The organism is Marinomonas sp. 63XJN7_9_ISO-PGPR-S23-217 (genome assembly GCF_056173515.1).
In genome coordinates, this window is sequence record NZ_CM149678.1 from 2,342,630 (window position 1) to 2,369,125 (window position 26,496).

The 26,496-nt window shown below is 47.0% G+C and carries 24 protein-coding genes; 18 read left to right on the plus strand and 6 right to left on the minus strand.

The window, feature by feature from the left end; all coding sequences use genetic code 11:
- Nucleotides 1-3 precede the first annotated feature (3 nt).
- From paaE to AC0VYI_RS10945, 3 genes are all read left to right on the plus strand, one after another.
- On the plus strand, nucleotides 4-1,077 hold the full coding sequence (paaE, locus tag AC0VYI_RS10935; RefSeq protein WP_067017226.1) for a 1,2-phenylacetyl-CoA epoxidase subunit PaaE: 1,074 nt from the start codon (nucleotides 4-6) through the stop codon (nucleotides 1,075-1,077).
- A gap of 126 nt (nucleotides 1,078-1,203) precedes the next feature.
- The gene (paaZ, locus tag AC0VYI_RS10940; protein WP_475449278.1) at nucleotides 1,204-3,255 is read left to right on the plus strand and encodes a phenylacetic acid degradation bifunctional protein PaaZ; all 2,052 of its coding nucleotides are present in this window, start codon (nucleotides 1,204-1,206) and stop codon (nucleotides 3,253-3,255) included.
- Nucleotides 3,256-3,404: 149 nt separating this feature from the next.
- Nucleotides 3,405-3,689, plus strand: a complete 285-nt coding sequence (locus AC0VYI_RS10945) for a hypothetical protein (protein ID WP_475432154.1) — start codon at nucleotides 3,405-3,407, stop codon at nucleotides 3,687-3,689.
- A gap of 66 nt (nucleotides 3,690-3,755) precedes the next feature.
- Here the strand turns inward: AC0VYI_RS10945 and AC0VYI_RS10950 are convergent, their stop codons facing one another.
- Nucleotides 3,756-4,616, minus strand: coding sequence for an NAD(P)-dependent oxidoreductase (locus AC0VYI_RS10950; protein WP_475449280.1), 861 nt, complete (start codon nucleotides 4,614-4,616; stop codon nucleotides 3,756-3,758).
- A 219-nt stretch (nucleotides 4,617-4,835) separates the two neighbouring features.
- Nucleotides 4,836-5,750, minus strand: coding sequence for a LysR family transcriptional regulator (locus AC0VYI_RS10955; RefSeq protein ID WP_475449282.1), 915 nt, complete (start codon nucleotides 5,748-5,750; stop codon nucleotides 4,836-4,838).
- Between the two features lie 161 nt (nucleotides 5,751-5,911).
- On the opposite strand from AC0VYI_RS10955, the gene mdcA reads away from it, so the two are divergent.
- The 14 genes from mdcA (at nucleotide 5,912) to AC0VYI_RS11025 (ending at nucleotide 19,964) form a co-directional block, all read left to right on the plus strand.
- Nucleotides 5,912-7,573 (plus strand): malonate decarboxylase subunit alpha, encoded by a 1,662-nt coding sequence (gene mdcA, locus AC0VYI_RS10960; protein ID WP_475449284.1) that lies wholly within the window; start codon nucleotides 5,912-5,914, stop codon nucleotides 7,571-7,573.
- Nucleotides 7,573-8,484 (plus strand): triphosphoribosyl-dephospho-CoA synthase, encoded by a 912-nt coding sequence (locus AC0VYI_RS10965; RefSeq protein ID WP_475449286.1) that lies wholly within the window; start codon nucleotides 7,573-7,575, stop codon nucleotides 8,482-8,484. The genes mdcA and AC0VYI_RS10965 overlap by 1 nt, the downstream gene beginning before the upstream one ends.
- Nucleotides 8,485-8,492: 8 nt before the next feature.
- Nucleotides 8,493-8,807, plus strand: coding sequence for a malonate decarboxylase acyl carrier protein (gene mdcC / locus AC0VYI_RS10970; RefSeq protein WP_199476760.1), 315 nt, complete (start codon nucleotides 8,493-8,495; stop codon nucleotides 8,805-8,807).
- Nucleotides 8,800-9,654 (plus strand): biotin-independent malonate decarboxylase subunit beta, encoded by an 855-nt coding sequence (locus AC0VYI_RS10975; RefSeq protein ID WP_475449288.1) that lies wholly within the window; start codon nucleotides 8,800-8,802, stop codon nucleotides 9,652-9,654. The genes mdcC and AC0VYI_RS10975 overlap by 8 nt, the downstream gene beginning before the upstream one ends.
- Nucleotides 9,651-10,478: a biotin-independent malonate decarboxylase subunit gamma gene (mdcE, locus tag AC0VYI_RS10980; RefSeq protein ID WP_475449290.1), complete on the plus strand. Its 828-nt coding sequence runs from the start codon at nucleotides 9,651-9,653 to the stop codon at nucleotides 10,476-10,478. The genes AC0VYI_RS10975 and mdcE overlap by 4 nt, the downstream gene beginning before the upstream one ends.
- Nucleotides 10,475-11,113 (plus strand): malonate decarboxylase holo-ACP synthase, encoded by a 639-nt coding sequence (locus tag AC0VYI_RS10985; RefSeq protein WP_475449292.1) that lies wholly within the window; start codon nucleotides 10,475-10,477, stop codon nucleotides 11,111-11,113. Before mdcE ends, AC0VYI_RS10985 begins: the two co-directional genes overlap by 4 nt.
- Complete coding sequence (gene mdcH / locus AC0VYI_RS10990) at nucleotides 11,110-12,027, plus strand: malonate decarboxylase subunit epsilon (RefSeq protein ID WP_475449294.1); 918 nt, start codon at nucleotides 11,110-11,112, stop codon at nucleotides 12,025-12,027. Before AC0VYI_RS10985 ends, mdcH begins: the two co-directional genes overlap by 4 nt.
- Before the next feature lie 105 nt (nucleotides 12,028-12,132).
- Complete coding sequence (gene madL / locus AC0VYI_RS10995) at nucleotides 12,133-12,537, plus strand: malonate transporter subunit MadL (RefSeq protein ID WP_475449295.1); 405 nt, start codon at nucleotides 12,133-12,135, stop codon at nucleotides 12,535-12,537.
- 9 nt (nucleotides 12,538-12,546) lie between these two features.
- A complete protein-coding gene (gene madM, locus AC0VYI_RS11000; protein WP_475449297.1) occupies nucleotides 12,547-13,314 on the plus strand; it encodes a malonate transporter subunit MadM in 768 nt (255 codons plus the stop codon).
- 200 nt (nucleotides 13,315-13,514) lie between these two features.
- The gene (xylF, locus tag AC0VYI_RS11005; protein ID WP_475432180.1) at nucleotides 13,515-14,513 is read left to right on the plus strand and encodes a D-xylose ABC transporter substrate-binding protein; all 999 of its coding nucleotides are present in this window, start codon (nucleotides 13,515-13,517) and stop codon (nucleotides 14,511-14,513) included.
- Nucleotides 14,514-14,568: 55 nt separating this feature from the next.
- Complete coding sequence (locus tag AC0VYI_RS11010) at nucleotides 14,569-16,104, plus strand: xylose ABC transporter ATP-binding protein (protein WP_475449299.1); 1,536 nt, start codon at nucleotides 14,569-14,571, stop codon at nucleotides 16,102-16,104.
- 1 nt (nucleotide 16,105) lies between these two features.
- Nucleotides 16,106-17,236 (plus strand): sugar ABC transporter permease, encoded by a 1,131-nt coding sequence (locus tag AC0VYI_RS11015; protein ID WP_067343019.1) that lies wholly within the window; start codon nucleotides 16,106-16,108, stop codon nucleotides 17,234-17,236.
- A gap of 34 nt (nucleotides 17,237-17,270) precedes the next feature.
- Nucleotides 17,271-18,722 carry a xylulokinase gene (gene xylB, locus AC0VYI_RS11020; protein WP_475449301.1) on the plus strand — a complete coding sequence of 484 codons (1,452 nt, stop codon included), beginning with the start codon at nucleotides 17,271-17,273 and terminating at the stop codon, nucleotides 18,720-18,722.
- A gap of 63 nt (nucleotides 18,723-18,785) precedes the next feature.
- The gene (locus tag AC0VYI_RS11025; protein ID WP_067017282.1) at nucleotides 18,786-19,964 is read left to right on the plus strand and encodes a XylR family transcriptional regulator; all 1,179 of its coding nucleotides are present in this window, start codon (nucleotides 18,786-18,788) and stop codon (nucleotides 19,962-19,964) included.
- A gap of 71 nt (nucleotides 19,965-20,035) precedes the next feature.
- Here the strand turns inward: AC0VYI_RS11025 and AC0VYI_RS11030 are convergent, their stop codons facing one another.
- From AC0VYI_RS11030 to AC0VYI_RS11045, 4 genes are all read right to left on the minus strand, one after another.
- Entirely contained in the window at nucleotides 20,036-21,058 is a 1,023-nt protein-coding gene (locus AC0VYI_RS11030; RefSeq protein WP_475449303.1) for a glycoside hydrolase family 43 protein, read from the minus strand.
- A gap of 32 nt (nucleotides 21,059-21,090) precedes the next feature.
- Nucleotides 21,091-22,599, minus strand: a complete 1,509-nt coding sequence (locus tag AC0VYI_RS11035; protein WP_475449305.1) for an MFS transporter — start codon at nucleotides 22,597-22,599, stop codon at nucleotides 21,091-21,093.
- 80 nt (nucleotides 22,600-22,679) lie between these two features.
- Complete coding sequence (xylA, locus tag AC0VYI_RS11040) at nucleotides 22,680-23,999, minus strand: xylose isomerase (protein WP_475449307.1); 1,320 nt, start codon at nucleotides 23,997-23,999, stop codon at nucleotides 22,680-22,682.
- A 141-nt stretch (nucleotides 24,000-24,140) separates the two neighbouring features.
- Nucleotides 24,141-24,911, minus strand: a complete 771-nt coding sequence (locus tag AC0VYI_RS11045) for a DUF3307 domain-containing protein (protein WP_475449309.1) — start codon at nucleotides 24,909-24,911, stop codon at nucleotides 24,141-24,143.
- Between the two features lie 366 nt (nucleotides 24,912-25,277).
- Between AC0VYI_RS11045 and AC0VYI_RS11050 the strand changes: the two genes are divergently transcribed.
- Nucleotides 25,278-26,483, plus strand: a complete 1,206-nt coding sequence (locus AC0VYI_RS11050) for a S41 family peptidase (protein WP_475449311.1) — start codon at nucleotides 25,278-25,280, stop codon at nucleotides 26,481-26,483.
- The last annotated feature ends 13 nt before the right edge of the window (nucleotides 26,484-26,496 follow it).

Sequence of the window (26,496 nt, forward strand, 5' to 3'; positions counted from 1 at the left end):
CAGATGAATCAATTTCACCCACTTACTGTTTCAGATTTACGCCGTGAAACGCGGGACTCTATTTCCCTAGCTTTTGACATCCCTGCGGATTTAGCAAAGGCCTACCAATTTAAACAAGGTCAGTATTTAACATTACGCACTCATCTTGATGGTCAAGAAGTGCGTCGCTCTTACTCCATTTGCAGTGGTGTTCACGATAATGAAATGCGGGTGGCCATTAAACGCGTACCTGATGGACTGTTTTCTACGTTTGCGAATGACTCGATTAAAGTAGGTGATGTTATTGAGGTCATGCCTCCGTTAGGGCATTTTTATTCAGAGCTTGATCCTGCTCGTCATGGTGACTATTTATTGGTTGCCGCAGGCAGCGGTATTACTCCGATTCTGTCTATTGCGAAAACCACCTTGGCCACTGAGCCGCACAGTAAAGTCACCCTGTTATATGGTAACCGCTCCACGTCTTCTACCATGTTTCGAGACCAACTTGCCGATCTCAAAAACGCTTATATGGATCGCTTGAATTTGATCTTCGTATTGAGCCGCGAACAGCAGGATATCGATCTGTATAACGGCCATATTGATGCGGATAAATGTCGTGTTCTATTTGATCGTTGGCTGGATGTGAAAGCGCTAACAGGGGCGTTTATTTGTGGCCCTCAATCTATGACAGAAACCGTTCAAGATGTCTTGAAAACGTTAGGTATGCCAGACGAAAACATTCACTTTGAACTGTTTGCCGCCGCTGGCAATGAGCGCAAACGAGAAAAACGTGCCCAGGCTGCTGCCCATGCAGATATGTCAGAAATCACCGTTATTCGTGATGGTCATGGGATGACTTTTGAGTTGAAACAAAATACCGAGAACTTGCTGAATGCGGGCAACGAGCACGGTGCAGACCTGCCGTTTTCATGTCGAGCAGGCGTATGTTCTACCTGTAAATGCAAGGTGGTTGAAGGCGAAGTGGACATGGACATCAGCATTGGTCTTGAAGACTACGAAGTGGAAGCCGGTTACGTGCTTTCTTGTCAGTCTTACCCTGTGTCCAAAAAGGTTGTGTTGGATTTTGACCAAATCTAATTCAGCTTGATCGTTCGTCTTATTGCATAGAAAGCATAAAGACAGTTAACAACCGAACAATACGATCAGTACATCATAATAACAAAGATGACGGTGGTAATACGCCACCGATGGAGAGAGAACACTATGAGCCAAAGTCCTATCTTACAAAGTTTTATTGCAGGCGAGTGGTTAGGTAACCAAGCTGGACAAGCATTAGTTAGCCCTGTTAACGGTGAAACGATTTATCATACACACGCTGAAACCATTGATTTTGGCCGTTCACTGGAATTTGCTCGCAGCAAAGGTCGCGCCGCTTTGATGGCGATGGACTTTCAGAGTCGGGCGTCTTGTTTACGAGACTTAGGTAAATATTTACTCGAACACAAAGAGTCATTATACGCGATTTCCTTATTAACCGGTGCCACTCGCAATGATAGCTGGGTAGACATTGAAGGCGGTGCGGGGACGTTATTTGCCTACGCGAGTTTAGGGCGACGAGAATTGCCATCAGGCAACTTGATTCATGAAGACGATGCCTTTCCGTTAGGTCGCGAAGGACAGTTCTATGGCTCCCATATTTTGGTGCCACGTCACGGTGTGGCCGTACATATTAACGCCTTTAACTTCCCTGTTTGGGGCATGTTAGAGAAGTTTGCTGCCAATTTACTCGCGGGGATGCCCTGTATTGTTAAGCCTGCCACATCCACTTCCTATTTGACCGAAGCGTGTGTGCGCCTGATGCAAGAGTCTGGTGTATTGCCGGAGGGCAGTCTACAGCTGGTAATAGGTCGTACAGGCGATTTGTTGGATCGTTTGGAGGGGCAAGATGTGGTGACCTTCACCGGATCTGCAAGCACTGCCGCCAAGTTGAAAGCCACACCGAACTTAATTAATAACGGCATTCCTTTTAACGCTGAAGCGGATTCACTGAACTGCGCCATATTAGCGCCGGATGTATCAGTCGACAGTCCTGAGTTTGATCTTTTTGTTAAAGAAGTGGCGCGGGAAATGACCGTTAAAGCGGGGCAAAAATGTACGGCGATTCGTCGTGTCTTGATCCCTGAGAATCAAGTTCAGGCGGTATCTGAACGTCTAACCGCCCGTCTTGCCAAAGTATCGATTGGTGATCCCCATCTAGACTCGGTACGCATGGGCGCATTGGCGTCTTTTGAGCAAAAAGAGGATGTGTTATCTCAACTCAACTTGTTGTTAGAAAGCAGTCAGGTTGTTTATGGTCATAATGCCTCTTTTGAATGTCTTGGCAACGGCTCTGAAAAGGGGGCGTTTGTACAACCTACCTTGCTACTGAGTAATGACCCAGATGCCGAAGGCGGAGCGCACGACATAGAGGCCTTCGGCCCGATTAGTACGTTAATGCCGTATAAAGATCTTGATCACGCTATCGCGCTTTCTGCCCGTGGTAAAGGCTCTTTGGTCACAACCTTAGTCACACAAGACCCAGATGTTGCCAGAAAAGTGGTGCCTGCTTTGGCTGCGTATCATGGTCGAGTGCATATCTTGAATGAGGCCTCCTCAAAAGAATCCACCGGACACGGTTCGCCATTGCCCATGTTAAAACATGGTGGCCCTGGACGTGCTGGTGGCGGCGAAGAACTGGGGGGAATTCGTGGTGTAAAACATTATATGCAACGTGCTGCTATTCAGGGTTCACCTACCATGCTATCCGCCGTAACGGGTGAGTACGTTCGTGGTGGCGAGACCTATGAGACCGATGTGCATCCTTTCCGTCGTTATTTTGAAGACCTTCGCATTGGCGAGTCTCTACTGACTCATCGACGTACGGTCACAGAAGCCGACATCGTGAACTTCGGTTGCTTGTCTGGCGATCATTTCTATATGCACTTCGACGATATTGCCGCACGAGATTCTCAGTTTGAACAGCGTATTGCTCATGGCTATTTTGTGCTATCCGCTGCTGCGGGTTTATTTGTCTCTCCGGGCGAAGGCCCTGTATTGGCGAATTATGGCTTGGATACGTTGCGCTTTATCACACCTGTTCCAATGGGCGACACCATTCGTGCGCGTTTAACCTGTAAACGCAAAATCGATCAAGGCAAACTAAGTCCTAAAGGTGAGCCACAAGGTGTCGTGGTGTGGGACGTTCAAGTCACCAACCAGCGCGATGAGCTGGTTGCCAGCTATGACATTTTAACCTTGGTTAGAAAAGCGGGCTGATTGGTGGAGAATTTTAGCATCGTTGGCTAGGAAAGGATGATCTCATGTAATCCCGTGTAATTGAGTGATGGTGATGTTTTTTTTATCTTTCCACTTGGGTCAGATAATTGGCTTACGTTTCACTCAAATACACAACAAAGGAATATCATATGTCATCCTTCCGACAGTTATATGCACGTTTGGCCTTAGATACGAGTACTCAACACTCACTATTTACCGCATCGTTTTTTGATGCTACAACGTTGACATTAACGTTAGATCCTTCAGCAGAAGGGACGGCTAACTTTGCTATTTTTCAAAACAAGAAATCGGTTGTTGATAAAAGAGTCACCGCAGGGGAGTCAATTACCTACACAGGTGAGGGGTTAACCTTTTACGTTAATTATTATGATGGGTCAGATTTGCCAAGGGTGAACGTGACGGCAAATGCCTAGATAAAGAGAGTAAGAGGAGAGCGTTTGAAGCTTTCCTCTTACGTTTAAGTTGTTTTCAAGCCGTGTCTATTTTACCACCTTATAAACCGCTGCGATGTCTTCATCCGCAAAACCTGCTTTCATGGCTTGTTTGAAGGCTTCGTTGGCAATAGCGGCCGTTGGCAGAGGCTGATCAAGCTGATCCCCTAACGCAACCGCAAGTCGCATGTCTTTTTGCATATGTTTAAGCGGAAAGCTGGTAGTGTAATCTTCATTCAACAGCATGGCCCCTTTGCCTTTAAACATGGGGTTCGCCATGGCGCCAGCATCAAGGATGTCTAAAATCTGCTGTCCGTCTAATCCTGCTTTTTGGCCTAAAGACAGACCTTCGCTGAAGATGCTCAACATGCCACCCATCATCATGTTCACTACAAGTTTCATATTGGCCCCTTGGCCGACTTCGCCAAGATAGGGGGACATTTTACCCATCACGTCAAAAGCGGGTTTGGCATCGTCATACAGGGATTGATCACCCGCCGCTAAGATGATTAACGTACCGTCTTCGGCAGGTTTTTTGGTACCAGACACCGGGGCTTCTAAAAAGCGGCCGCCTGCTTGAGTAATTAAATGAGCGATTGTTTTTGATGTGCCGTCATCTACGGTCGACATATCAACATAGCCACGACCTGAGCCAATGCCAGCAGCAACTCCATCTGGCCCTTGGCAAAGTGCCAAAGCGGCGTCTGGATCTGAGACCATGGCAAAGGTAATGTCACAGTTCGCTGCAACGTCTTTCGGTGAGATACCTTGATGGGCACCTTTAACGACTAATTCAGTACATTTTTCTGGGTTGCGATTCCAAACCGTCACATCAAATCCGGCGTTGAGTAAATTTAACGCCATCGCTTTACCCATAATGCCCATACCTAAAAATCCAACACTAGCCATAAAACCCTCTTTCTTAGTGATATTTCCACCATTGTAACAAATAGAAAAAGGCAGAGTTTGTAAATAATGTTCTAACTGAGACCTTTGCATGATGTCACGAGCGACGCTAAGACGTGGCAAAAACAGACGGCTTTATTCAACGTGGTCATTCCTCTTATAAGCCAAGTGGAAGCCAGTACGTTGGCGAGGGGCGTTGCTTGCCTCCTGACTTTGTGTGTCTTAACGTTTATGGTTTCTCGCATAATGACGACATTCGACGATGCAATTGAGAATACGTGGATCTCGTTCTCGACTGGCAAGGCACACCATGACCACGTGTTGCTTCATGTCTGGCATATTTTCTATCGACAAAAGTTTGATTTTATTATCAAAAACATGTTCTACGCGGCGCGGTAAAATGGCGTAACCAACGTTGCCACTGACCATGCTCATTAGCGAGAATATATCGCCTACTTCCATCACGACATTGGGTTGTATACTGGCACGCTGGAACACTTTTTTGGTGTCCTCTGCCGTAGCAAAGCCACTTGAAAGGGTGACAAAATTTTCGTTCTGAAACGTTTCTAACTTGATGCTATGCTGCTTGGCAAGAGACGAATCGCGACTGACCGCCAGCATCAGCTCATCTTCAAACAAGGGCAGAGAGGTAAATTCGTCATCCTCCAGTGTTTTTTCCGACGATATAATGATGACATCGAGCTCGAAGCTCCTCAGTTTACTTATCAAAGAGGAATTTGAGCCGAGTGATAGTTCTATATTTAAATCACTTTTGCGTCGTTTTAGCCCTGCAATCAGTTGCGGCAAGGTATTAATGGCCAGCGAGTATAAGGCACCTAACTTAAATTGATTGGAATAGATGCCCGCTACTTCCCGGGTGCTGGTAATGCCATCTTGTAAATCATTGAGCACTTGAGTGACTCTCTCTTCCAGCACTCTAGCGCTGGGCAGCGGCGTGAGCAGGCGTCCTTCTTGGCGAAACAAAGGGCATTTTAAGCCTTCTTCTAAGGAGTGAATGGCTCTGTGTACACTGACAGAACTCAGCTGCAATTGGTTGGCGGCCTCAGACAAGGTGCCTACTTTCATAAAAGTGAGAAAAATTTCCAGCTTTTTCAATGTGATCATTTCATCAAACATAAGGCATCCTAAATCCGGTAAAGAGTGTCCTAGGGGGGAGAGTCGGCTCTAAGTGGGCTTTTTAAACGATTATTAGCATGAGAGTAATGAAGCTTCAAGCAACTTGATTGATGGCATCGTGTTTCCTTCATACTGTAAAAGAAAAAACAGGATGAAATGCGATGCAAATGAACACTGATTCTGAACGCAATTGGTTCAGTCGCCGTCAGAACAAAGAAAGTCGTATGTTAGAGCTGAGTGGTCTAGTCGACGGTTCTATCATTCCTACATCAAACATAGTCGCCGCCATGGAACGACTGATAAAACCGAGCGATAAGGTGGTGCTGGAGGGGAATAACCAAAAACAGGCCGATTTTCTTTCTCGCTCTTTAGCGAGCGTCTCTCCCGAAAAAATCCATAATCTGCATATGATTATGCCCAGCGTCAGCCGTCCCGAACATTTGGACCTTTTTGAGGCGGGTATCGCGCGTAAATTAGACTTTTCTTTTTCTGGCCCACAAAGCCTACGCATCGGTCAATTGATGGAAGATGACCTTTTAGAGGTGGGAGCAATACACACCTATATTGAGCTGTATGCGCGTTTGTACGTTGACCTGAATCCCAATGTGGCGCTGTTGGCGGGTTTTAAGGCGGACAAACTAGGTAATATCTACACAGGGGCCAGTACAGAAGATACGCCCGCCTTGGTGGAAGCAACGGCCTTTCGTGATGGTATCGTGATTTTTCAAGTCAACGAGATCGTTGACGATGCCTCTGATTTACCCCGAGTGGACATTCCGGCCTCTTGGGTAGACTACATTGTACAGGCCGATCAACCTTTCTTTATTGAACCTCTTTTTACACGGGATCCACGCTTAATTACGCCATTGCAAGTGTTGATGGGCATGATGGCGATCCGTGGCATTTACGAAAAACATCAAGTGCAATCCCTTAATCATGGCATTGGTTTTAATACTGCGGCAATTGAATTGTTACTGCCAACCTATGGCGAGTCTTTAGGGCTAAAAGGCAAAATCTGTCGCCACTGGACGTTGAACCCTCATCCGACTTTGATACCCGCCATTGAAACTGGCTGGGTCGAGAGTGTGCATTGCTTTGGTACGGAACTTGGCATGGAAGATTACATTGCCCAGCGGCCAGATATTTTCTTTACCGGAAAAGACGGTTCTATGCGCTCCAACCGCGCTTTTTGTCAGCTAGCAGGGCAGTACGCGGTGGATATGTTTATAGGATCCACCTTGCAAATCGATGGGGATGGCAATTCGTCTACCGTAACGCGCGGGCGTTTAGCTGGCTTTGGTGGGGCACCGAATATGGGCCATGACCCTGGCGGTCGTCGTCATTCCTCCCCCGCATGGCTGGATATGAAAGCAGACGACTCCTTGCTAACAAAAGGCCGCAAGCTGGTGGTGCAGATGGTGGAAACTTACCAAGACAGTAGTAAATCGACTTTTGTTGAAGAACTGGATGCTTTGGCAATGGCCCGAGATTACCGCATGCCCTTGGCGCCGGTGATGATCTATGCCAGTGATGTGACCCATGTACTGACCGAGGAAGGGATTGCTTATGTATACAAAGCCCAATCCTTGGAACAACGAAGAGCCATGATTGCCGCTGTGGCGGGGGTAACACCACTTGGACTCAGCCAAGACCCGGAAGTAACCGCGCAATTACGTCGCGATGGTTTGGTTGCTTACCCGCAAGATTTAGGGATCAGGCGCAGTGATGCCAGTCGAGATTTACTGGCGGCTTCCAGTATCGCGGATTTGGAAACTTGGTCAAACGGGCTTTATAAGCCACCTGCAAAATTCCGGAGCTGGTAATGGGAAGCTATTTAAAAAAAGACACACAGCAAGGCATTGACGCCGTAACTGGGATCTCGTTAAGGCGTCTTGATGCGGCGAATCTTGCTCACCTTGCTTACAACGCATTAGTGCAAGAAGCCACGCTAACGCCTAAACCTGCGTTGGTGGATCGTCGCGGTTCTGGTGCTCATTTGGATATGGACATGGCCCTGTTATTAACATCGGCCCGTTGTCTTCAACCTTACTTTTGTGAGATGGCGGATAAGGCGCTCGCATACCCCATAGATCCTGAATTGCGTCAGCATATTGGTGCCATTGGGCGGGATGCTGAAAAGGCCATGTTGCAAGAAACAAACGGCGTTAATACCCATAAAGGCGCTATTTGGGCGCTGGGGTTATTGGTCTCAGCGGCAACGCAAGCCAACACCCTTGATGAGCTGTTTGATCATGCCGCGCACTTAGCGATGCTACCAGACTCAGGCCTTAATACAGTCTATTTAAGTAATGGTTTACAGGTACGTCACCAATATGGTGTATCCGGCGCCAAAGAAGAGGCCCAATTAGGGTTTCCCCATGTGAAAGAACTTGGTTTACCCATGTTGTTACAGAGTCGAGCCCGAGGCGATAGCGAATCCCATGCACAACTCAATGGGCTATTAGCCATTATGACGCGACTGTCAGACACCTGTGTGGCATCTCGTTCAGGGCTGGAAGGATTAGAGGCGATGCAGCAAGGCGCCAGAGCCGTGCTGAATGCAGGCGGCGTAGGCACCTCGTTGGGTCGTCAGTTACTAAGCGAATTAGAGCACACACTCTTGTCATTTAATGCCTCGCCTGGTGGTGCCGCCGATTTACTGGCTGCCACACTTTTTATCGATGGTCTGTTTGATCGACAGCCTGCTCAAACATCAAGCGAACCGCTAATTTAGGAGCTTCTATGAATACTTTTCATTTTACTCGTCCGGCCCGTAACGTGCCAATTGATCGAGCCCTAGTTGGCTATGTGGGATCAGGAGATCTAGAAGTCATGATCGACAATAGCGATCAGCCCCAAGCAGACATTTACATTCATTCATCCGCTGAGCAGGGAGAGCAACGTTGGTTAAGCATCATTGAGCGTCTTGAAGTGGCACATCCATTACCTGCGATGCGCATGGATATCCATGATTTTTCTGCCACACCGGGGGTGATTCGTTTGCGTCTAGAGCAAGCTTTAGAGCAAGCCTTAGCCAAGGAGTTGTCTTATGAGTAATGGAAATGATCCAAGATTGGCCATCAGTTTTGTTGAGCAAAGTGCGAGAAAACGCGTTGAACACATACTGGATGCGGGTTCCATGCGGGAAATGGTGACGCCGTTCGATCGTGTCACCTCTCCTTGGTTAGAAATGCAAGGCATAGTGCCGCAGTTTGATGATGGTGTAGTGACGGCTCGCGGTTCGATTGATGGAAAATCGGTGGTGGCCATCGCCGTCGATGGCAGTTTTCAAGGCGGTAGCTTGGGGGAAGTGGCCGGGGCAAAAATAGCCGGCACACTTGAGTTAGCGGTCGAGGCGAATCAAGCAGGGGAATCCATTGCAGCGGTACTGATATTAGAAACCGGTGGCGTGCGGCTTCAAGAGGCCAACTTAGGCTTGGCGGCGATTGCTGAAATTCAATCGGCGATTGTTGCCTTGCGTCAGTTTCAGCCAGTTGTCGCTTTGATTACAGGTCCTGTGGGTTGCTTTGGCGGCATGTCTATTACGGCAGGCTTATGTAGCTATCTATTAATGACCCGCGAAGGTCGCCTTGGTTTGAATGGGCCTCAGGTGATTGAGCAAGAAGCAGGCGTCAGCGAGTACGACTCTCAGGATCGCCCCTTTATTTGGGGATTAACAGGGGGCGAACAACGCGATGCAACGGGCTTGATTAACGGTTTTATTGACTCGGATGTCATGGAAGTGCGCCAAAAAGTCCAAGAATACCTGAGTAAAGGTGTGCCGAAGGCATTTCGTAGCGAAGCGATTCAATCCTCTTTAGATCGACTGAACAAGGTGGACACTCGCTCACAAATAACAGCGGAAATGGCCCGTGAGATCTTGTCTAAGGAGGCGTCCCTATGAATATGTTGGCATCCCATCGTGGCCGTATTTGGTTTGATTTGCTCGCAGCACAAATGACCGTCAAAGAAGGTGCGGTACCTTCTCTTTTGATTGGTGAGGGTGAGCTATCCGGACGAACCTGTTCTCTATTGTTGATTCAGCCCGATGCCCATAATCGCTATCCGCGAGCACGTCATGGGGAAGTGGGGCTGTTAGAAGGCTGGGCTTTGGCAGAGGCGGTTAGCCATATTGTGTCGCAAGAAGCGACGGTTGAGCCAGTACATAAATCGTCCATTATCGCTATCGTTGATGTGCCTAGCCAAGCTTATGGGCGTAGAGAAGAAGCGTTGGGCATTCATCAAGCCTTGGCTGGTGCGGTATCCGCTTACGTCCAAGCGAGGCAAGCAGGCCATCCGGTTATTTCTCTATTAGTGGGGAAAGCCATGTCGGGGGCATTTTTAGCACACGGTTATCAAGCCAATAGTATTTTGGCGTTGAATGACTCAGGCGTCATGGTGCATGCCATGGGCAAAGCGGCCGCCGCACGCATCACTATGCGCTCGGAAGACGCGCTGGACGAGCTGGCCAAAACCGTACCACCTATGGCTTACGATCTTAAAAGCTTTGCCACCTTGGGGCTTATCGACCACTTTATCGATGTTAGCAGTGCCATTGCTCCCTCACCTGAAGACATTGAGTTAGTACAAAGACAATTGGTTCAAGCGGTGAAAAACCTTGGTGGTGACACCCAAATCACCAAGCGATTGCAAGGGGAAAATCGAGGGGCATCCCGTTTGGTACGTGAACGGCTCCGTGCCCAATGGAAAGGCGCGGCATCAAAATGATGACTTGGCAGGCGCACGATTTACTTTGGCTTGATCGTTCTTCGTTGATTGCCAAAGACGAAACACAGGGCTTGCCTTATTGGGTAACCGAGGGAGATGGCCCTGTCGTCGTGCGCCGCGAAAAAATGGCAACACCCAAGTTAATTGCCGTTGGTGTGCGTGGTGCCAATAAACGCCAGCGTTGCGCTGCTTATGCGTTTGTGGCTGCTGTGCAATCAAGCGTCACCCCTTATGACATAGCCAAACGGCAAGCTTGGATGGAGCATCCGGATCGGTTCAACATGCCCGTGTTGCAGGCGTTGGCAAGCGTCGCCCCAGTGCTGAATGGATACGATTTATCATGGGGAATAACGGGCAGCCTTGGCTATGAGTTAGCGACAGGGGAGCGGCAAATACACGCGGACAGTGATCTTGATTTAGTGATCCAATCCCCTGAGCCATTAACCAAGTCTTGCGCTCGGGACATATGGCAAAACTTCGTTGAATTACCCTGTCGCTTGGATATTCAAATCGAAACCCCCACGGGGGCCATCGCGTTATTGGAGTGGGCGGGGCAGAGTCAAACGGTATTGCTGAAATCGGAAACTGGCCCCTTTTTGGTGAGGGATCCTTGGCGAGAAGAGGTGAGCTTATGACCACGGTATTTACTTTTCCCGGGCAGGGGGCGCAACGGCCATTGATGCTGCAACATTTACCCAAGCATCCACAAGTGAGAGAGGTGATTGAGCAAGCGGAAGAGGGGTTAGGCATTTCGTTAGGCGCTCTAGATTCTGCTGAGGCATTAAAAGACACGGTGAATGTACAGCTTAGTTTGCTTATCTGTGGGGTTGCTTGGGGGCGTTACCTGCAAGCGAATGACATCACACCCGCCTATGTTTTGGGGTTGTCTATTGGTGCCTATCCTGCTGCAGTTGTGGCTGGCTGTTTGCGTTTTACGGATGCCTTATCTCTGGTGAAAACGCGTGGAGAATTCATGAAAAACGCTTATCCGTCTGGCTATGGCATGCTCGCCATCACAGGCACGATGCTTGAACAAGTGCAAGCGGTGGTGGAAGCACTCCAAGATCAGGGCAAGCGTATTTATCTAGCGAACTTAAATGCTCCGAAGCAATTTGTGTTAGCAGGTGATCAAGCATCACTCAAACAAGCGGCAGAGAGGATTCGTAAAAAAGGTTCGGGTACCAGCTCGCTGCTTGATGTGGCCGTCCCGTCTCATTGCCCTTTACTCAGTGAGCCATCTCAGCAGCTGTTGGAAACATTTCAGCACATCGAGCTAAACGAGCCTGTTGTACGTTACGTCAGCGCCGCCAAAGCCAGAGTGATCAGACAAGCGAGAGCGATAAAGGAAGATCTAGCACTTAATATGGCGCAACAACTGCACTGGCATGATAGCTGCGAAATGCTCGTCGAGCGTGGCGTGACCAAAGCCATTGAAATGCCGCCAGGGAGCACATTAACCAGTTTGTTTCGTAACACACTTCGTCAGGGTGTGTGTTATAGCGTCGAAAATACCAAGTTGAATACTTTATATTTTGGAGGAAGACAGTAAATGGAGGGAGAAAGCAAAGATAAACGGTAATGGACTCAAGATAAGGTAACGAAGAAGAAAACCTTTTTATCCAGTAAAACAAAAATTACAAAATTGGAGAGCAGTATGATTATTTATGGAGTGGCATTATTAGCAATCTGTACGTTAGTCGGTATCAGTATCGGGCAGGTGTTAGGGCACTTATTGGGCCTTCCTGCTAATGTTGGGGGTGTCGGCATCGCGATGATTTTATTGATTCTGTCTGGCAGTTATCTCAATAAAAAAGGGGTGATCGATCCAAAAACGGAACAGGGTGTTGAGTTTTGGAGTGCGGTGTATATTCCTGTCGTGGTGGCGATGGCGGCAAAGCAAAATGTATTTGGAGCCTTTAGTGGCGGTGCCATGGCGATTAGTGCAGGTGTGACCGCAGTTGTTCTTGGTTTTGCCTTGGTGCCAGTGCTCGATCGTATGGGTAAAGAGAAGACGCAAGTGTCAACGTCCATTTCGTCTCCCTCTACTGACCGCGTCTAAGGTGACACTATGTTTGAGTCTTTATTGTTAGTTAGCACAAAATACAGCTTAATCGTCGGTTTTGCCGTAATCGGTTTGACCATGTGGTTTTCTTACTGGCTGTCCGCAAAGTTCACCCGTGGACGGGTTCATGGCTCCGCCATCGCGATTCTCTTAGGTTTAACCATGGCGTACTTCAGTGGTGCCTTTACGGGTGGGCACAAAGGGGTGGTGGATGTTCCCCTGTTGTCGGGGATTGGTTTGCTGGGTGGCTCGATGCTGCGTGACTTTGCTATTGTCGCGACCGGTTTTGGCGTCAAAATAGAAGAAATCAAACGCGCAGGGAAAAGTGGGGTGCTGGCACTTTTCTTTGGCATCTTTTCTTCCTTTATCGCTGGGGCAGCCATTGCCATGGCGTTTGGTTATACAGATGCCGTTAGCATCACAACCATTGGCGCGGGGGCGATTACTTATATTGTGGGCCCGGTGACAGGGGCGGCTATTGGCGCTAGCTCCGAGGTGATGGCGCTTTCCATTGCCGCTGGTTTGGTTAAATCTATTTTAGTGATGGTGGTGACGCCGTTTGTTGCTCCCCTTATTCAACTTAATAACCCAAGAACAGCAGTGATCTTTGGTGGCCTAATGGGCACGTCGAGCGGTGTGGCAGCCGGATTGGCGGCAACAGATGCGAAGCTGGTGCCTTATGGCTGTTTAACGGCGGCTTTCTATACTGCTTTGGGCTGCCTTTTAGGGCCTTCTGTGTTGTTCTTGGCGGTAAGAGCTTTATTGCCAAGTTAGATCTATCCTCTTTTAATGTCTGCGTTGTTATTGACACACATCATCTTTAAGCCCTTTGAAAATCCTCTCAAAGGGCTTTTTTGTAAAAACGCTAAACCAAAACAAAAAAAGATAATACTTCTCGTGAAAGCATCAATTTACAGTCTGCTTACTCTCTTATGGAGATCCTTCAATGAATAAAAATAAAAGGAATGAAGACGATGAAAAAGATCCTTTCTATGAGTTTGATTGCCAGTTGCCTCGTTGCTTCTGTGCCAGTGATGGCGGCAGGTGAAAAGATCGGTTTGCTAATGTCTGACTTGCGTCTTGAGCGTTGGCAAAAAGACCGTGATTTTTTTACCACAGAAGCGGAATCCTTAGGAGCTAAGGTATATACCCAATCTGCCAATGGCAGTGCCACTACCCAGATCTCGCAAATCGAAAACATGATTTCACGGGGCGTAGACGTCCTAGTGATCGTACCGCAAAATGGCGAAGTGCTAGGCAGTGTTCTTTCTGAAGCCAAAGCGGCAGGCATCAAAGTACTCGCCTATGACCGACTGATTAAGTTTGCTCACGTTGACCTGTATGTGTCCTTCGATAACGTTCGTGTGGGGGAAATGCAAGCGCAAGCCTTGTTGAATCGTGTCCCTAAAGGCAACTATTTCTTACTGGGCGGCTCCCCAACGGATAATAACGCCAAAATGTTCCGTGAAGGACAAATGAAGGTGCTTCAACCGTCTATCGATGATGGCAATATCAAGATTGTTGGAGATCAATGGGCCACCGGATGGTCAGCGCAAGCGGCAATGAACATCATGGAAAATGCGTTAACCGCCAATAATAACAAGATTGATGCGGTGGTTGCTTCCAATGACTCAACGGCGGGCGGAGCGGTTCAAGCACTTGATGCACAAGGCTTGGCGGGCAAAGTGGCGATTTCCGGTCAAGATGCCGATTTAGCTGCAGTGCGTCGTATTGTCGCTGGTACGCAAACCATGACGGTTTATAAGCCCATTAAAAAAGAAGCGACCATCAGTGCCGAGCTGGCGGTGAAACTGGCAAAAGGTGAAAAAATCAAAACCACTGGTACAGTGAATAACGGCAAAATGAACGTGCCCTCCGTCTTACTCACCCCTATCGCAGTGGATAAGAGCAACATCGACAGTACCGTTATTGCTGACGGTTTCCATTCTCATAAAGACGTTTACAACCCTTAATTTATTGATGATAAGGCGCTCATCTGGGCGCCTTTGCTTTCAAGAGAGTGTCGATATGAAACAACCCCTATTGGATATGCGCGATATAGTGAAGAGTTTTTCCGGTGTGCGGGCGTTAAACGGTGTCAGCATAACCCTTGGAGAAGGCGAGGTATTGTCGGTTTGCGGTGAAAATGGTTCGGGCAAGTCGACCTTAATGAAAGTGTTAAGTGGTGTCTGGCCCTATGGTTCCTATGAAGGCGAGATCTATTTTCAAGGTAAACTTATTCAGGCAAACGGTATTCGAGATACTGAAGCTCTAGGCATTGTGATCATTCACCAGGAACTAGCGCTGGTCCAAGAGCTTTCCGTGATGGAGAATATTTTTTTAGGTAATGAAATTGGCTCGTTTGCACGTTTGAACGACGAGGCCATGCATCATCGCGCCAGTGAACTATTAGCGCGCGTGAAGCTAGATATACAACCCGATACCTTGGTGCGTGAACTAGGTGTGGGCCAACAGCAGTTAGTCGAAATTGCCAAGGCACTGAATAAAAACGTCAAACTGTTGATTTTAGATGAACCGACGTCCTCTTTGACCAGTGCTGATATTCGCATTTTGCTCAATATTGTTGGTGAGCTGAAAGCCCAAGGGATTGCCTGCATTTACATTTCCCATAAATTGGATGAGGTGTTGGCGTTGTCGGATTGGGTGGCGGTGATTCGAGATGGCGACCACATTGCCACCAAGGCGGCTTCTGAGTTAACGCAACACGACATCATCGCGATGATGGTGGGACGTCAGCTAGAGGAGCTTTTTCCCCGTGAGGATCATGAAATAGGAGAGGTGGTATTACGAGTTAATAATGCCACCGCGATACAAGCTGGTGCCTCGCGACCTCAAGTTGATGAGGTCAGTTTTGAACTGCATCGTGGGGAAATTCTGGGCATTGCGGGTTTAATTGGTTCCGGTCGAACCGAGTTAATGCAGTGCTTATATGGCTGCTATAACGGTCAGTATCGAGCAAGCATTGAGCTAGAGGGGCAGACAAAACAGATTCGTTCCCAGCGTAGTGCGTTAGCCGCGGGCATTGCCATGGTGCCAGAAGATCGCAAGCGCCACGGCATCGTTCCTATTATGAGTGTTGGACGCAATATGACCTTGTCAGTATTGGATAACTACAAGGCGAATCATTTCAGCTCTGTGTTTGGGGGCGTGGATGAAGACAAAGAATATCAAGACATAGAAGAGTACATTGCTCGCTTAAAGGTCAAAATGGCCTCTCCTGAACTGGCCATCAAACATCTCAGCGGTGGCAATCAACAAAAAGCCATCATTGCCAAATGCCTGTTAACCCATCCTAAGATTTTGATTTTAGACGAGCCGACACGCGGCATCGACGTGGGGGCGAAATACGAAATCTACAAGCTGATGTATTCACTGGTGAAAGAGGGCGTGTCCATCATCATGGTGTCGTCTGAGTTACCGGAAGTGATCGGTATTAGTGATCGCGTGTTGGTCATGCACGAAGGGAAATTAAAAGGGGAATTTGATCACCAAGGGTTAACTCAAGAAATCATTATGAATTGTGCTATCAAAGAAGGTGCCTAGGATGTTTATAAAAATAAAAACCAACCAGCTACAGCTGTTCGCCATGGTGGCGGCGATTTTGTTTATTGTCGTGTTTTTTACCATCATGACCGATGGGTCTTTTATTTCTCCTCGTAATATTTCCAATTTACTGCGTCAAACGGCCATTGTCGGCGTGCTCGCGATTGGCATGGTGTTTGTCATTGTCAGTGCGGAAATCGATTTGTCCGTCGGTTCCATGATGGGCTTGTTGGGCGGTATTGCCGCGATTTTCGATGTTTGGTTTCACTTTCCCATTGCGCTCACCATTTTGTTGACCTTGGGAATCGGTTTGCTTCTGGGGCTATTTAACGGCTGGTGGGTTGCCTATCAGCGGGTGCCATCGTTTATTGTGACCTTGGCAGGCATGTTGGCTTTTCGTGGTGTCCTAGTTGGTTTTACCGATGGCGTGACGGTGGCACCGACATCCAGCGCCATGTCTGTGATTGGTCAAAGTTATATCCCATTTAGCTGGGGCATCAGCGTGGTCAGTCTATTATGTTTGGGGCTATTAGCAAGGGTATATTCGCGCCGTAAGGCTAAACAACAGCACGGTGTGCGCAATCAATCCGCCCAGTTTGAATACAGCAAAGCCATTGCCATGGTGGTAGCACTACTGGCTTTAGTCTTTATTTTGGACCATTACCGGGGCATTCCAACGCCTATTTTGCTTATGGGTGGTTTGATCATAATCCTGACCTATGTTGCCAAACGTACCGCTTTCGGTCGTCGAGTCTATGCCATTGGCGGTAATATCGAAGCGACACGCATGTCCGGGGTGAATGTTGAGCGCACTAAAATGTTGGTGTTTGGGCTAAATGGCATCATGGTGGCGGTGGCCGCCTTAATTTTAACCTCTCGATTAGGAGCAGGCTCGCCAGCGGCAGGAAACATGGCAGAGCTGGATGCCATTGCCGCGTGTGTGATTGGCGGAACCAGTTTAGCGGGCGGAGTTGGTACCGTCTTCGGTGCCATTATGGGGGCGCTTATTATGTCGAGCTTGGATAACGGCATGAGTATGTTAGATGTGCCAACTTTTTGGCAATTGATCGTGAAAGGGGCGATTTTATTATTGGCCGTTTGGCTGGATGTAAAAACCAAAAAAGCCCGCTAAGCCACGTTTAACTATTTGAGAAGAGAGCACAATTATGTATTTAGGAATCGACCTTGGTACCTCCGCCGTTAAAGTGATTTTATTGACAGAAGCAGGGCGTGTCGCCGCCAGTTACTCCGCCCCATTAAGTGTCTTAAGACCCCACGCCTTATGGTCTGAGCAAAACCCAGAGGCTTGGTGGCAGGCTACTGATGACGCCATGCTGGCCCTGGCGGCTGAACATAACTTGCAGGAGGTTAAATCCATTGGTTTGTCGGGACAAATGCATGGAGCCACTTTGCTAGATAAAGACAATAGGGTGCTAAGGCCCGCCATCTTATGGAACGATGGCCGTTCCTTTGACGCCTGCCAACGATTACAGCAATACTGTCCCGATGTTCAGGGGATTACTGGCAATCTAGTCATGCCGGGCTTTACTGCACCGAAATTGCTTTGGGTTAAACAGCATGAGCCGGAGATTTACCAACAAACCGCGAAGGTATTATTACCCAAAGATTATTTGCGCCTGCGCATGACAGGGGAATTTGCCACAGATGTGTCGGATGCCTCAGGCACCCTCTGGCTAGACATGGAGCAGCGAGCCTGGAGTGAGCGCATGCTGGCAGCAACGGGTCTTACAGTAGAGCAGATGCCAAAGGTATTTGAAGGGCCAGAAATCACCGGAGAGTTAGATAAAACCTTGGCCCAGCGTTGGTCTTTGCCCGTGGTGCCCGTGGTCGCTGGAGGAGGTGACAATGCCGCTGGCGCGGTGGGCATGGGCGTGGTGTCAGAGGGACAAACCATGTTGTCTCTGGGTACCTCCGGGGTGATCTTCTCTGTGAGTGATGGTTTTACGGCGAACCCTGCGATGGCGCTTCACAGCTTTGGGCATGCGTTCCCCAATACATGGCATACTATGTCGGTGATTTTAAGTGCCGCCAGTTGTATGGACTGGGTCGCAAAACTCACAGGTTTTACGAACGTGTCTGCTTCATTTCAAGCCCTAGAAGCGCATCAAGGGGCTTTTCGCCCAGTAACGTTTTTGCCTTATTTGAGTGGCGAGCGAACGCCCCATAATGACCCTAATGCTAAAGGCGTGTTTTGGGGGATGACTCACGAAACTGAGGCGCTGGATCTGGTCAATGCCGTATTAGAAGGCGTGACTTTTGCCTTGCTGGATGGTCTGGATGCCGTGCACTCGGTACAAAGTATTGGGGACAGTATTGATGTGATTGGTGGTGGGGCAAAAAGTGCCTATTGGTTGCAACTGCTGGCGGATATATTGGCTGTGCCCATGGATTACCGACAAGGGGGCGACGTTGGCCCGTCTTTAGGGGCGGCCCGTTTAGCGGCCCTTGGCGTGCGAGGCTTGGCGTCTGTTCATGAGGTTTGCTTTCAGCCGGAATTGATAAAACGTTATGAACCTCGTGTTCATATGCTGGATCAATACGAGGAAAAACGGGCTCGTTTTCAGTCCTTATATCAAGGAGTAAAAGGACTCTTATAAGTTTGCTTTAGTTTAGAAACTCAACTATCTATCATCGATGTGAATAACAATAAGAGATGGAATATGTTTGAAAAACGTTATCGACTTAACTTGGTGTTCAATGCCAATAAGGTATACGACCGACAAGTAATCGAAGGGATTGGCGAATATTTGCAAGCGGCTCAATGTGATTGGGACGTGTACTTTGAAGACGATTTTCGTTATCGCTTAGATGGGCTCAAAAACTGGCAAGGAGACGGAATTATTGCTGATTTTGATAATCCAGAAGTGGAAGAACTCCTTAAGGACACAACAATTCCGACGGTCGCCGTGGGTGGCTCCTACCACCACAAAGAAGACTATCCACGTTTTCCCTATGTGGCGACCGATAATGGAGCCTTGGTCAAGCTGGCTTATGACCACTTAAAGCGCAAAGGTTTGCCTCAGTTTGCTTTTTACGGGGTGCCGAGTACCCCGTTTACCCGTTGGTCCAATGAGCGGGAATACGCCTTTGTTGAGCAAGTCAGTGCGGATGGCTTTGAGCCTTATGTGTATCAGGGGCTTTGTACCTCGGCGGAGTGTTGGCAAAGCGCCCAGCAGGATTTAGAAGGCTGGTTGATGAGCTTACCAAAACCCATTGGCATCATTGCTGTTACGGATTCCCGTGCCCGTCATCTATTACAAGCTTGTGATCACCTGAATATTCTTGTACCTGAAGAAGTGGCGGTGGTCGGCATAGACAACGAAAACATGGCCAGATATTTAAACCGTACGGCTTTGTCATCGGTGCAGCAGGGCTGTAAGAAAATGGGCTACGAGGCCGCCAAAATACTGCATCGAAACTTGCAAGGATACGCCGCTGAAAAGGCGCTCGTGGTGGTCAGTCCTGTGGGCATAGAAGACCGTCAGTCGTCAGATTTTCGCGCGTTAAAAGACCCTTATGTCATGCAAGCGATGCACTTTATTCGTCATAATGCTTGTCGAGGGGTGAAAGTTGCACAAGTCGTCGACTTTGTGGGGATTTCCCGTACCAACCTAGAAACCCGCTTTACCGAGGAAATAGGTTGTTCTATGCATGAACAGCTGCACATGACCAAGTTTTACCGCGCCTGTGAACTGATCACTTCCACCGATTTGCCCTTTGATGAAATCGCCCGCACCTGTGGTTATCCTTCCGTGCAATACATGTACACAGTCACAAGGAAAAACCTTGGCATGACACCAGGGGAATATCGCGTGTCGTCGCGGCTTGCCAAGGAGTAAAGGCGACGTTAAGTGGCATTCGATCCGCTTTCTCTATAGCCCTTTGGCTATAAAGAAAGCGGAGTCAAAGCTTATTCTGAGCGGTAAGGCGTGATGGTCTGAATGCTACCATCGTCATTGTGAGTTAAAGGGGTCATTTTAATGGAGCGCAAGTGGGTAATGCCTTTAGACAGCACGGAGTCATGGTAAAAAAGGTACCATTGCCCGTGGTACTCACAGATGGAATGGTGAGTCGTCCAGCCAATCACGGGATTTAAAATTCTACCTGCGTAGGTAAAGGGACCATACGGGTTGTCTCCAATGGAATAGCAGATGTAATGGGTATTCCCCGTGGAATAAGAGAAATAATATTTGCCGTTATGTTTGTGCATCCAAGAGGCTTCAAAGAAACGACGATCATGATCCTGCGCGAGTAATGGCTCACTGTCTTCATCCAGTATTTGTAGATGACGTGGTGTCTCCAAAAAGGAAGTCATATCGCTGTCTAGGCGGGCTACAATTGGGCACAGAGCCGGACTATTACCCGTCGGCTCGTCATACTCCACACTATATTGGTTGTTTCTGTAGTGCTGTAATTGTCCTCCCCAAATCCCGCCATAGTACATATAGTATTGGCCGTCATCGTCCTCAAATACCGCCGGATCAATCGAATAACTGCCTGGAATCGCTTCTGGTTCGGCTTTGAATGGGCCTTTTGGTGAATGACTGATGGCCACACCAATTTGAAAAAGGCCGTTATCACGCTTGGCAGGAAAATAGAGGTAATACTGGCCATCTTTGTGGGCTGCATCGGGGGCCCACATTTGTCTGCTGGCCCATGGTACGTCTTTTATATCCAAAGCAACACCATTGTCTACGGCTGGGCTTTGTGGCGAATCTAATGAAATAACATGATAGTCCGTCATACCAAAATGATCGCCATTGTCATTAAATGGAATGCCCGCTTCAATATCATGGGAAGGGTAGATATAGATTTTTCCGTCAAACACATGAGCGGATGGGTCCGCCGTGTAGATGTGCTCAACGAGGGGCTGCGATAGCGCCCGTTGTTTTAAGTCTTCAACGATTTCTGGAGCAAGTTGTTCTTCAGACATGATTCATCCTTGTTGGTAAAGCAAAACAGTCGTTATTGAGCGGATCGACGGCGGGCATTCAAATCTTCTTCGATTTGATTTTCTACCTGTTTATTTATGCCGTAGAAAGCTAAGCAGCCAACCGCAAGAAAGAAGGGCAGTGAGGCAAACAGACTGACAGCAGTTTTAATGCCTTCTATGGTGTCTGCATTTTGCACATGAAGAGATGCATCGTAGCCGTAATGGGCTAAAAGCCCAGCCACTAAAGAACCGCCAATGGTTAAGCCGACTTTTAGGCCAAGAATCATGGCAGAAAAAATAATGGCGGTTGCTCGTCGGTTGTTTTTCCATTCAGAATAATCAGCAACATCGGCAATCATCGCCCAAAGCAGTGGGATGGTAATGCCATAGAAAAAGCCATGGAGTATTTGAGAAAGAAACACCAAGCCAATGCTATTTGCAGAGAGAAATTTGAACACTAAAACAAATAAGGTGGAAAGAAACAGGGCGCTACCAAAGACATTACGCTTACCAAAGGTGTCCGCCAGTTTTTTAGAAAAGCCAATACCAACGATCATCATGATAATGCCAACCCCATTAAACACACTGAAAGCTGAGGTTGGAGCATCTTTAGGCCACTTAAATGACGATAACCCGAGAGTATTCAGTACATGATTTAGATTGGTAATAAGGTCATTAAATCCAATGTTCTGTAAAAATAAAGCCAATTGAGCTTCGTTAAGATAGTTCTCAAAGTAATAAATATACATGCCACCTTTTAAGGCAAGCGTGATAAAAATCAATATGGTGACCAATAACATAATCACCCAAGGCATATTCTTAAAGAGATCGGTAACATCGACCAAAATGGCATTTCTTTTCGTACTAACGGGAAGAATGCGTTCTTTGGTGGTCGCAAAGGTAATCAAAAAGAAAATGGTGCCGACGATGGAAAACAATAACATGGTATTGTGAAAGCCTGTGGCTTTGTCACCATCGCCTAGAATGAGTACTAACGGTAACAGCAGTACCTGAATAACAAATTGCGCCACCATAACGGCGACAAAACGGTAAGACGATAAGCTATTGCGCTCCGTCATACTGCTGGTCAATACGCCACTCAATGCGGAGTAAGGTAAATTGTTGGCGGCGTAGATCATTAAGAGAGCAATATAGGTGACAAACGCGTAAATCACTTTACCATTGTCTCCGAAATTGGGGGTGCTGAAGGCTAACAACGCCACCGCGCCAAAGGGAATGGATGTCCACAAAATCCAAGGCCGAAATTTCCCCCAACGAGTTTGTGTACGGTCTGCAATGATTCCCATGACGGGCGTAAAAAAGGCGCCAAACATACAGCCAAAGGCAATAATGGCCGTGGCTTTTCCTGCCGAAATGCCATAAACGTCGGTATAGAAAAAAGCCAAGAAGGTTAATAATGTCTGAAAAATCAAGTTAGCCGCTAAATCTCCAAGGCTATAGCCCACCTTCTCAATCACAGACAATTTATGAGAGTAGGTAGGAAGAATCGTATCTTTTGGTTGTGCTACGGAAAGAGTCATAGTTGTCGTCTTCTTTTTTTATTATTTAAAAGAGATCCAGCACGACGTTTAACACTCAAATCGTGCTGGACGCTTTCTAATCAAGGATAAATATAACCATTGACCATGTTCTCTAACATCTCCTGACGGCCCGAGACAGGTTTAGGGTCGAGGTCATGTTCAACGGCATAGTTGGCAAGGTCTTGTAGCGAGAGCTTGCCACTGAGAATGTCGCTGCCGAGTGTGTCGTTCCACTTGGCGTAGCGTTTCTCGACAAGCTTAGACAGGGTTTCTCCTTCGATCATCTTCACCGCACGTTGCAGAGACAAGGCGAGGGTGTCCATGGCACCAATGTGTGCGTGGAACATGTCTTCAAGGTCAGTGGATTGGCGACGTAGTTTGGTGTCGAACATATAGCCACCGGTTTTAAATCCTCCCGCTTTGAGAATCTCATAAGTGACTAGGGTGTATTCTTCCACGCTGGTCGGGAATTGATCGGTATCCCAGCCTAGTTGTGCATCCCCTTGGTTGGCATCCACCGAGCCTAAAATCCCTAAAGAACAAGCGGTGGCGATTTCATGGTGGAAGCTGTGGCCCGCTAGGGTGGCATGGTTGGCCTCGATATTGACTTTGATTTCTTTCTCAAGCCCAAACTCTTTTAGGAAGCCATAAACTGTGGCGGTATCGTAATCGTATTGGTGTTTGGTTGGCTCAGCGGGTTTGGGTTCGATCAATAAGGTGCCAGCAAAGCCTATTTTGTGTTTATGTTCGACCACCATCTGCATAAAGCGTCCCAACTGAGCCCGCTCTCGTTTTAGGTCGGTATTGAGCAGGGTTTCGTAGCCTTCGCGGCCACCCCATAACACGTAGTTTTCACCCTTAAGGGCATGAGTCGCATTCATCGCATGAAAGACTTGCGTTGCGGCATAGGTAAAAATGTCTGGGTTTGGGTTAGAGGCCGCGCCAGACATATAGCGTGGATGAGAAAAGGCATTAGCAGTGCCCCACAACAGCTTTAAGCCCGTTGTTTCTTGTTTGGCTTGAAGTACTTCTACCATCTCGGAAAAATTGCGAATGTATTCTTTTAGGGATGATCCTTCTGGGCTAACGTCCACATCGTGGAAGCTGTAGTAGCCAATGCCCAGTTTGCTAAAAAACTCAAAGGCTGCATCCGCTTTTAGCTTGGCAGCCTCCATTGGATTAGACGGCTTGTTCCAAGGGCGGTCAAAGGTATTCGCACCAAACACATCGCTCCCAGACCAACAGAAGTTATGCCAGTAACAGGCTGCCATTCTTAGGTGTTCCGCCATGCTTTTGCCCATGATGACTCTTTTGGCATCATAATGTTTAAAAGCAAAAGGATTATGTGACTCGGTCCCCTCGTATTGTATAAAAGGGATGTTTTGGAAGATCTCGCTCATGTTGAACTCCTGATGAATTTTTTGTTCTTATCTCATCTTCATCATTGTTTTTTTGAGCGACGGCTTCAATTACGAAATTTTCTCTAGTGATTATTGATTTTCAGTATTGAGTAGGGTGGAGCAATGGTCGGGCTTGACCGTTCAGGGCAATAGCTTGGCTATCACAAAGCCAGTAAATAAAGCGATGCTCATGGAAAATAGTGAGCCTAGCATAACGTATTCGGTAAACTTCCTATCGTGGGCTTCTCGTAGGTCTCCCATACGAAAAATGGACTTAGCCGCGAGCACAAATCCAACCGCCGTGTATTGACCGTTTAACACAAAGGTCAGGACTAACACGCGCTCAATGTAACCTAAATATTGGCCTGCGTTGGTTAAGGATTCTGCTTTTTTGTCATGGGTGATGGCGCCAGTGGTGTTTAAATCAGCCGACCATTTAGACAGTATTTCACCGACCACAATAGAGGCAGGTTTGAGCATCATCACATAAGCTAAGGTGATAAGGAAAAAGTGGTTGTAATCGACTTTATCCGCGAGCAGGGAGAGTTGCGAAAACGCGTTCGCGTATAGATAGAGCCATACGAACACAAGGGTGACGATATGGAGAAACTGGTCAAGCAGGAACCAGCGAAAACCTCGGCCTATTTTGATTTTGGCGTAATCAATCACTCCATGGGCGAGGACAACGATGACACCAATAAGGAATGAAGCCGAGAGGCTGGTAGTGGTCGCGCATGCCAAGATTAGCAACACAATGACCCCATGAACAAGGGCATGACAGTACAAAAAACGCGAGCGGCCTTGACGCACGTTTTTATCTTTCACCCAAGAATCGGGTTGTAAAAAGAAATCGCCAAGCACATGACCGAGCAACAACATAAGCAACACAGACAAGCCATCGACCTGAAGCATCCCAATCTCCTTTATAAGCCAGTTTCTAATACCGCCAAGGTGTCTAGTATCAAGGTGGCATTCGCCCGTTGCAACCGTGTCGCGAACGAGTGACGATGAGAGTCTATTTTTCACTTAGCCCAGTTAGAATACAACCTAAGTGTCGGATTAATAAGTTTTTAAGTAACCTATTTGGTTAAAACATATCAGAACACGCTGTTTTTTCAATACAAGAGAATTTAAAGATGAAGTGGAATGACTAGATTAATAAACAAACTTGACGCAATATTAGACAATATGGAAAGGGGCGCTCATAGAGCCTAAAAATTATAGGTCTTGTATGTTTTAAACGGTGAGAGCTGGGTCTTGATAAGGGGAAGGGGTTTTATGAAAGATTTAGAGAGTATCCTTGTTTTTTGGAAAAATACTCATAGGTTTTTCTGTAATTTTATAAGTGATGAGCATAAATCTCGATTTGATAGAATGTTTTTTGATGCTGTAGCTAACTTCAAGCCTAACAACACTGACAGTATTTTTAGAGAATTACTCCATTGTTTGAACGATGCCCATACCGATGTATTTAAAAAGAATCGAAATGAGACAAAGAACTACGGTATTAATGTAAAATTTCATGATTCAAAATTTATTGTTTTAAGTGTGTCAGACCGTTTAAAAGGAAAAGTATCAATTGGCTCAGAAGTATTGAAGATAAACAATAAAGACTTGCTGAGTGTCGTGGATGAAAATATGAAAAGAGTTTCATATTCACGTCGAGAGCATGGGATATCAAGTGCTCTTAAGTTCATTTTTAGTGACAGACACTGCAACAATCCAGTCATTACAATCACTGAGCCAAATGGAAACCGTAAGGATGTACAGCTTAATGAGTTATATGGTTTAAATGAGTTTTCTTTAAACGGTAGTATTCCATCCTTTACGTCTAAAATAAATAAATTTAATAGAGATACGACTTACATACATCTTTCATCTTTTACTAACGAAACTGAAATTAATGACATTTCAGATAAACTTAGAAGTCTTTCTGTGATGTCAAAGCTTATCATTGATTTAAGAGGTAACAGTGGAGGGAATGGACTTTTCTGTATGAAGCTTTTATCCTCGCTTACGAGTAAAAACTTACATGGTGCCCGTTGGCGAGCTTTGGCATTTAACGCATTTTATACGGCATATTTTAATAATATTGATCCTAAACAGAATATTTCAAATAATTCAGATTGGTATGAGGGGGAATCTGAGGTTGTTTTTCCAAATCAACCGATATCGGTTAAAAATATTTGTATATTGATTGATAGTGAAACAATCTCAGCAGCAGAAGACTTTCTTATATATGCTAAGCAAATGGATAATTGCGTAATAATTGGTGAAACATCTGCTGGTAGCTCGGGTTTGCCAATCAATCTGGATCTAGGAGGAGATTATTGGTGCCAAATTTCAGCGAAACATGACTTCATTTGCCAACCAAATGATTTTATTCGAGTAGGAATTGCGCCTGACTATACTATACGCCATTCACCAGAAGCTCTTAACAAGGGAATTGACGCTCCACTGCAGTTTGCACTCAATCTTACTTAAATTTTAGCCGCAA

Bases quoted from the DNA above. Each gene is read 5' to 3' on its own strand.
- xylA (WP_475449307.1), bottom strand. From the start codon at position 23,999: ATGAGCGAGATCTTCCAAAACATCCCTTTTATACAATACGAGGGGACC.
- mdcA (WP_475449284.1), top strand. From the start codon at position 5,912: ATGCAAATGAACACTGATTCTGAACGCAATTGGTTCAGTCGCCGTCAG.
- AC0VYI_RS10965 (WP_475449286.1), top strand. From the start codon at position 7,573: ATGGGAAGCTATTTAAAAAAAGACACACAGCAAGGCATTGACGCCGTA.
- AC0VYI_RS10945 (WP_475432154.1), top strand. From the start codon at position 3,405: ATGTCATCCTTCCGACAGTTATATGCACGTTTGGCCTTAGATACGAGT.
- AC0VYI_RS10985 (WP_475449292.1), top strand. From the start codon at position 10,475: ATGATGACTTGGCAGGCGCACGATTTACTTTGGCTTGATCGTTCTTCG.
- mdcH (WP_475449294.1), top strand. From the start codon at position 11,110: ATGACCACGGTATTTACTTTTCCCGGGCAGGGGGCGCAACGGCCATTG.
- paaZ (WP_475449278.1), top strand. From the start codon at position 1,204: ATGAGCCAAAGTCCTATCTTACAAAGTTTTATTGCAGGCGAGTGGTTA.
- AC0VYI_RS11045 (WP_475449309.1), bottom strand. From the start codon at position 24,911: ATGCTTCAGGTCGATGGCTTGTCTGTGTTGCTTATGTTGTTGCTCGGT.
- AC0VYI_RS11030 (WP_475449303.1), bottom strand. From the start codon at position 21,058: ATGTCTGAAGAACAACTTGCTCCAGAAATCGTTGAAGACTTAAAACAA.
- AC0VYI_RS10950 (WP_475449280.1), bottom strand. From the start codon at position 4,616: ATGGCTAGTGTTGGATTTTTAGGTATGGGCATTATGGGTAAAGCGATG.
- madM (WP_475449297.1), top strand. From the start codon at position 12,547: ATGTTTGAGTCTTTATTGTTAGTTAGCACAAAATACAGCTTAATCGTC.
- AC0VYI_RS11035 (WP_475449305.1), bottom strand. From the start codon at position 22,599: ATGACTCTTTCCGTAGCACAACCAAAAGATACGATTCTTCCTACCTAC.
- xylF (WP_475432180.1), top strand. From the start codon at position 13,515: ATGAAAAAGATCCTTTCTATGAGTTTGATTGCCAGTTGCCTCGTTGCT.
- AC0VYI_RS10975 (WP_475449288.1), top strand. From the start codon at position 8,800: ATGAGTAATGGAAATGATCCAAGATTGGCCATCAGTTTTGTTGAGCAA.
- xylB (WP_475449301.1), top strand. From the start codon at position 17,271: ATGTATTTAGGAATCGACCTTGGTACCTCCGCCGTTAAAGTGATTTTA.
- AC0VYI_RS11010 (WP_475449299.1), top strand. From the start codon at position 14,569: ATGAAACAACCCCTATTGGATATGCGCGATATAGTGAAGAGTTTTTCC.
- paaE (WP_067017226.1), top strand. From the start codon at position 4: ATGAATCAATTTCACCCACTTACTGTTTCAGATTTACGCCGTGAAACG.
- mdcC (WP_199476760.1), top strand. From the start codon at position 8,493: ATGAATACTTTTCATTTTACTCGTCCGGCCCGTAACGTGCCAATTGAT.
- AC0VYI_RS11015 (WP_067343019.1), top strand. From the start codon at position 16,106: ATGTTTATAAAAATAAAAACCAACCAGCTACAGCTGTTCGCCATGGTG.
- AC0VYI_RS11025 (WP_067017282.1), top strand. From the start codon at position 18,786: ATGTTTGAAAAACGTTATCGACTTAACTTGGTGTTCAATGCCAATAAG.
- madL (WP_475449295.1), top strand. From the start codon at position 12,133: ATGATTATTTATGGAGTGGCATTATTAGCAATCTGTACGTTAGTCGGT.
- AC0VYI_RS11050 (WP_475449311.1), top strand. From the start codon at position 25,278: ATGAAAGATTTAGAGAGTATCCTTGTTTTTTGGAAAAATACTCATAGG.
- AC0VYI_RS10955 (WP_475449282.1), bottom strand. From the start codon at position 5,750: ATGTTTGATGAAATGATCACATTGAAAAAGCTGGAAATTTTTCTCACT.
- mdcE (WP_475449290.1), top strand. From the start codon at position 9,651: ATGAATATGTTGGCATCCCATCGTGGCCGTATTTGGTTTGATTTGCTC.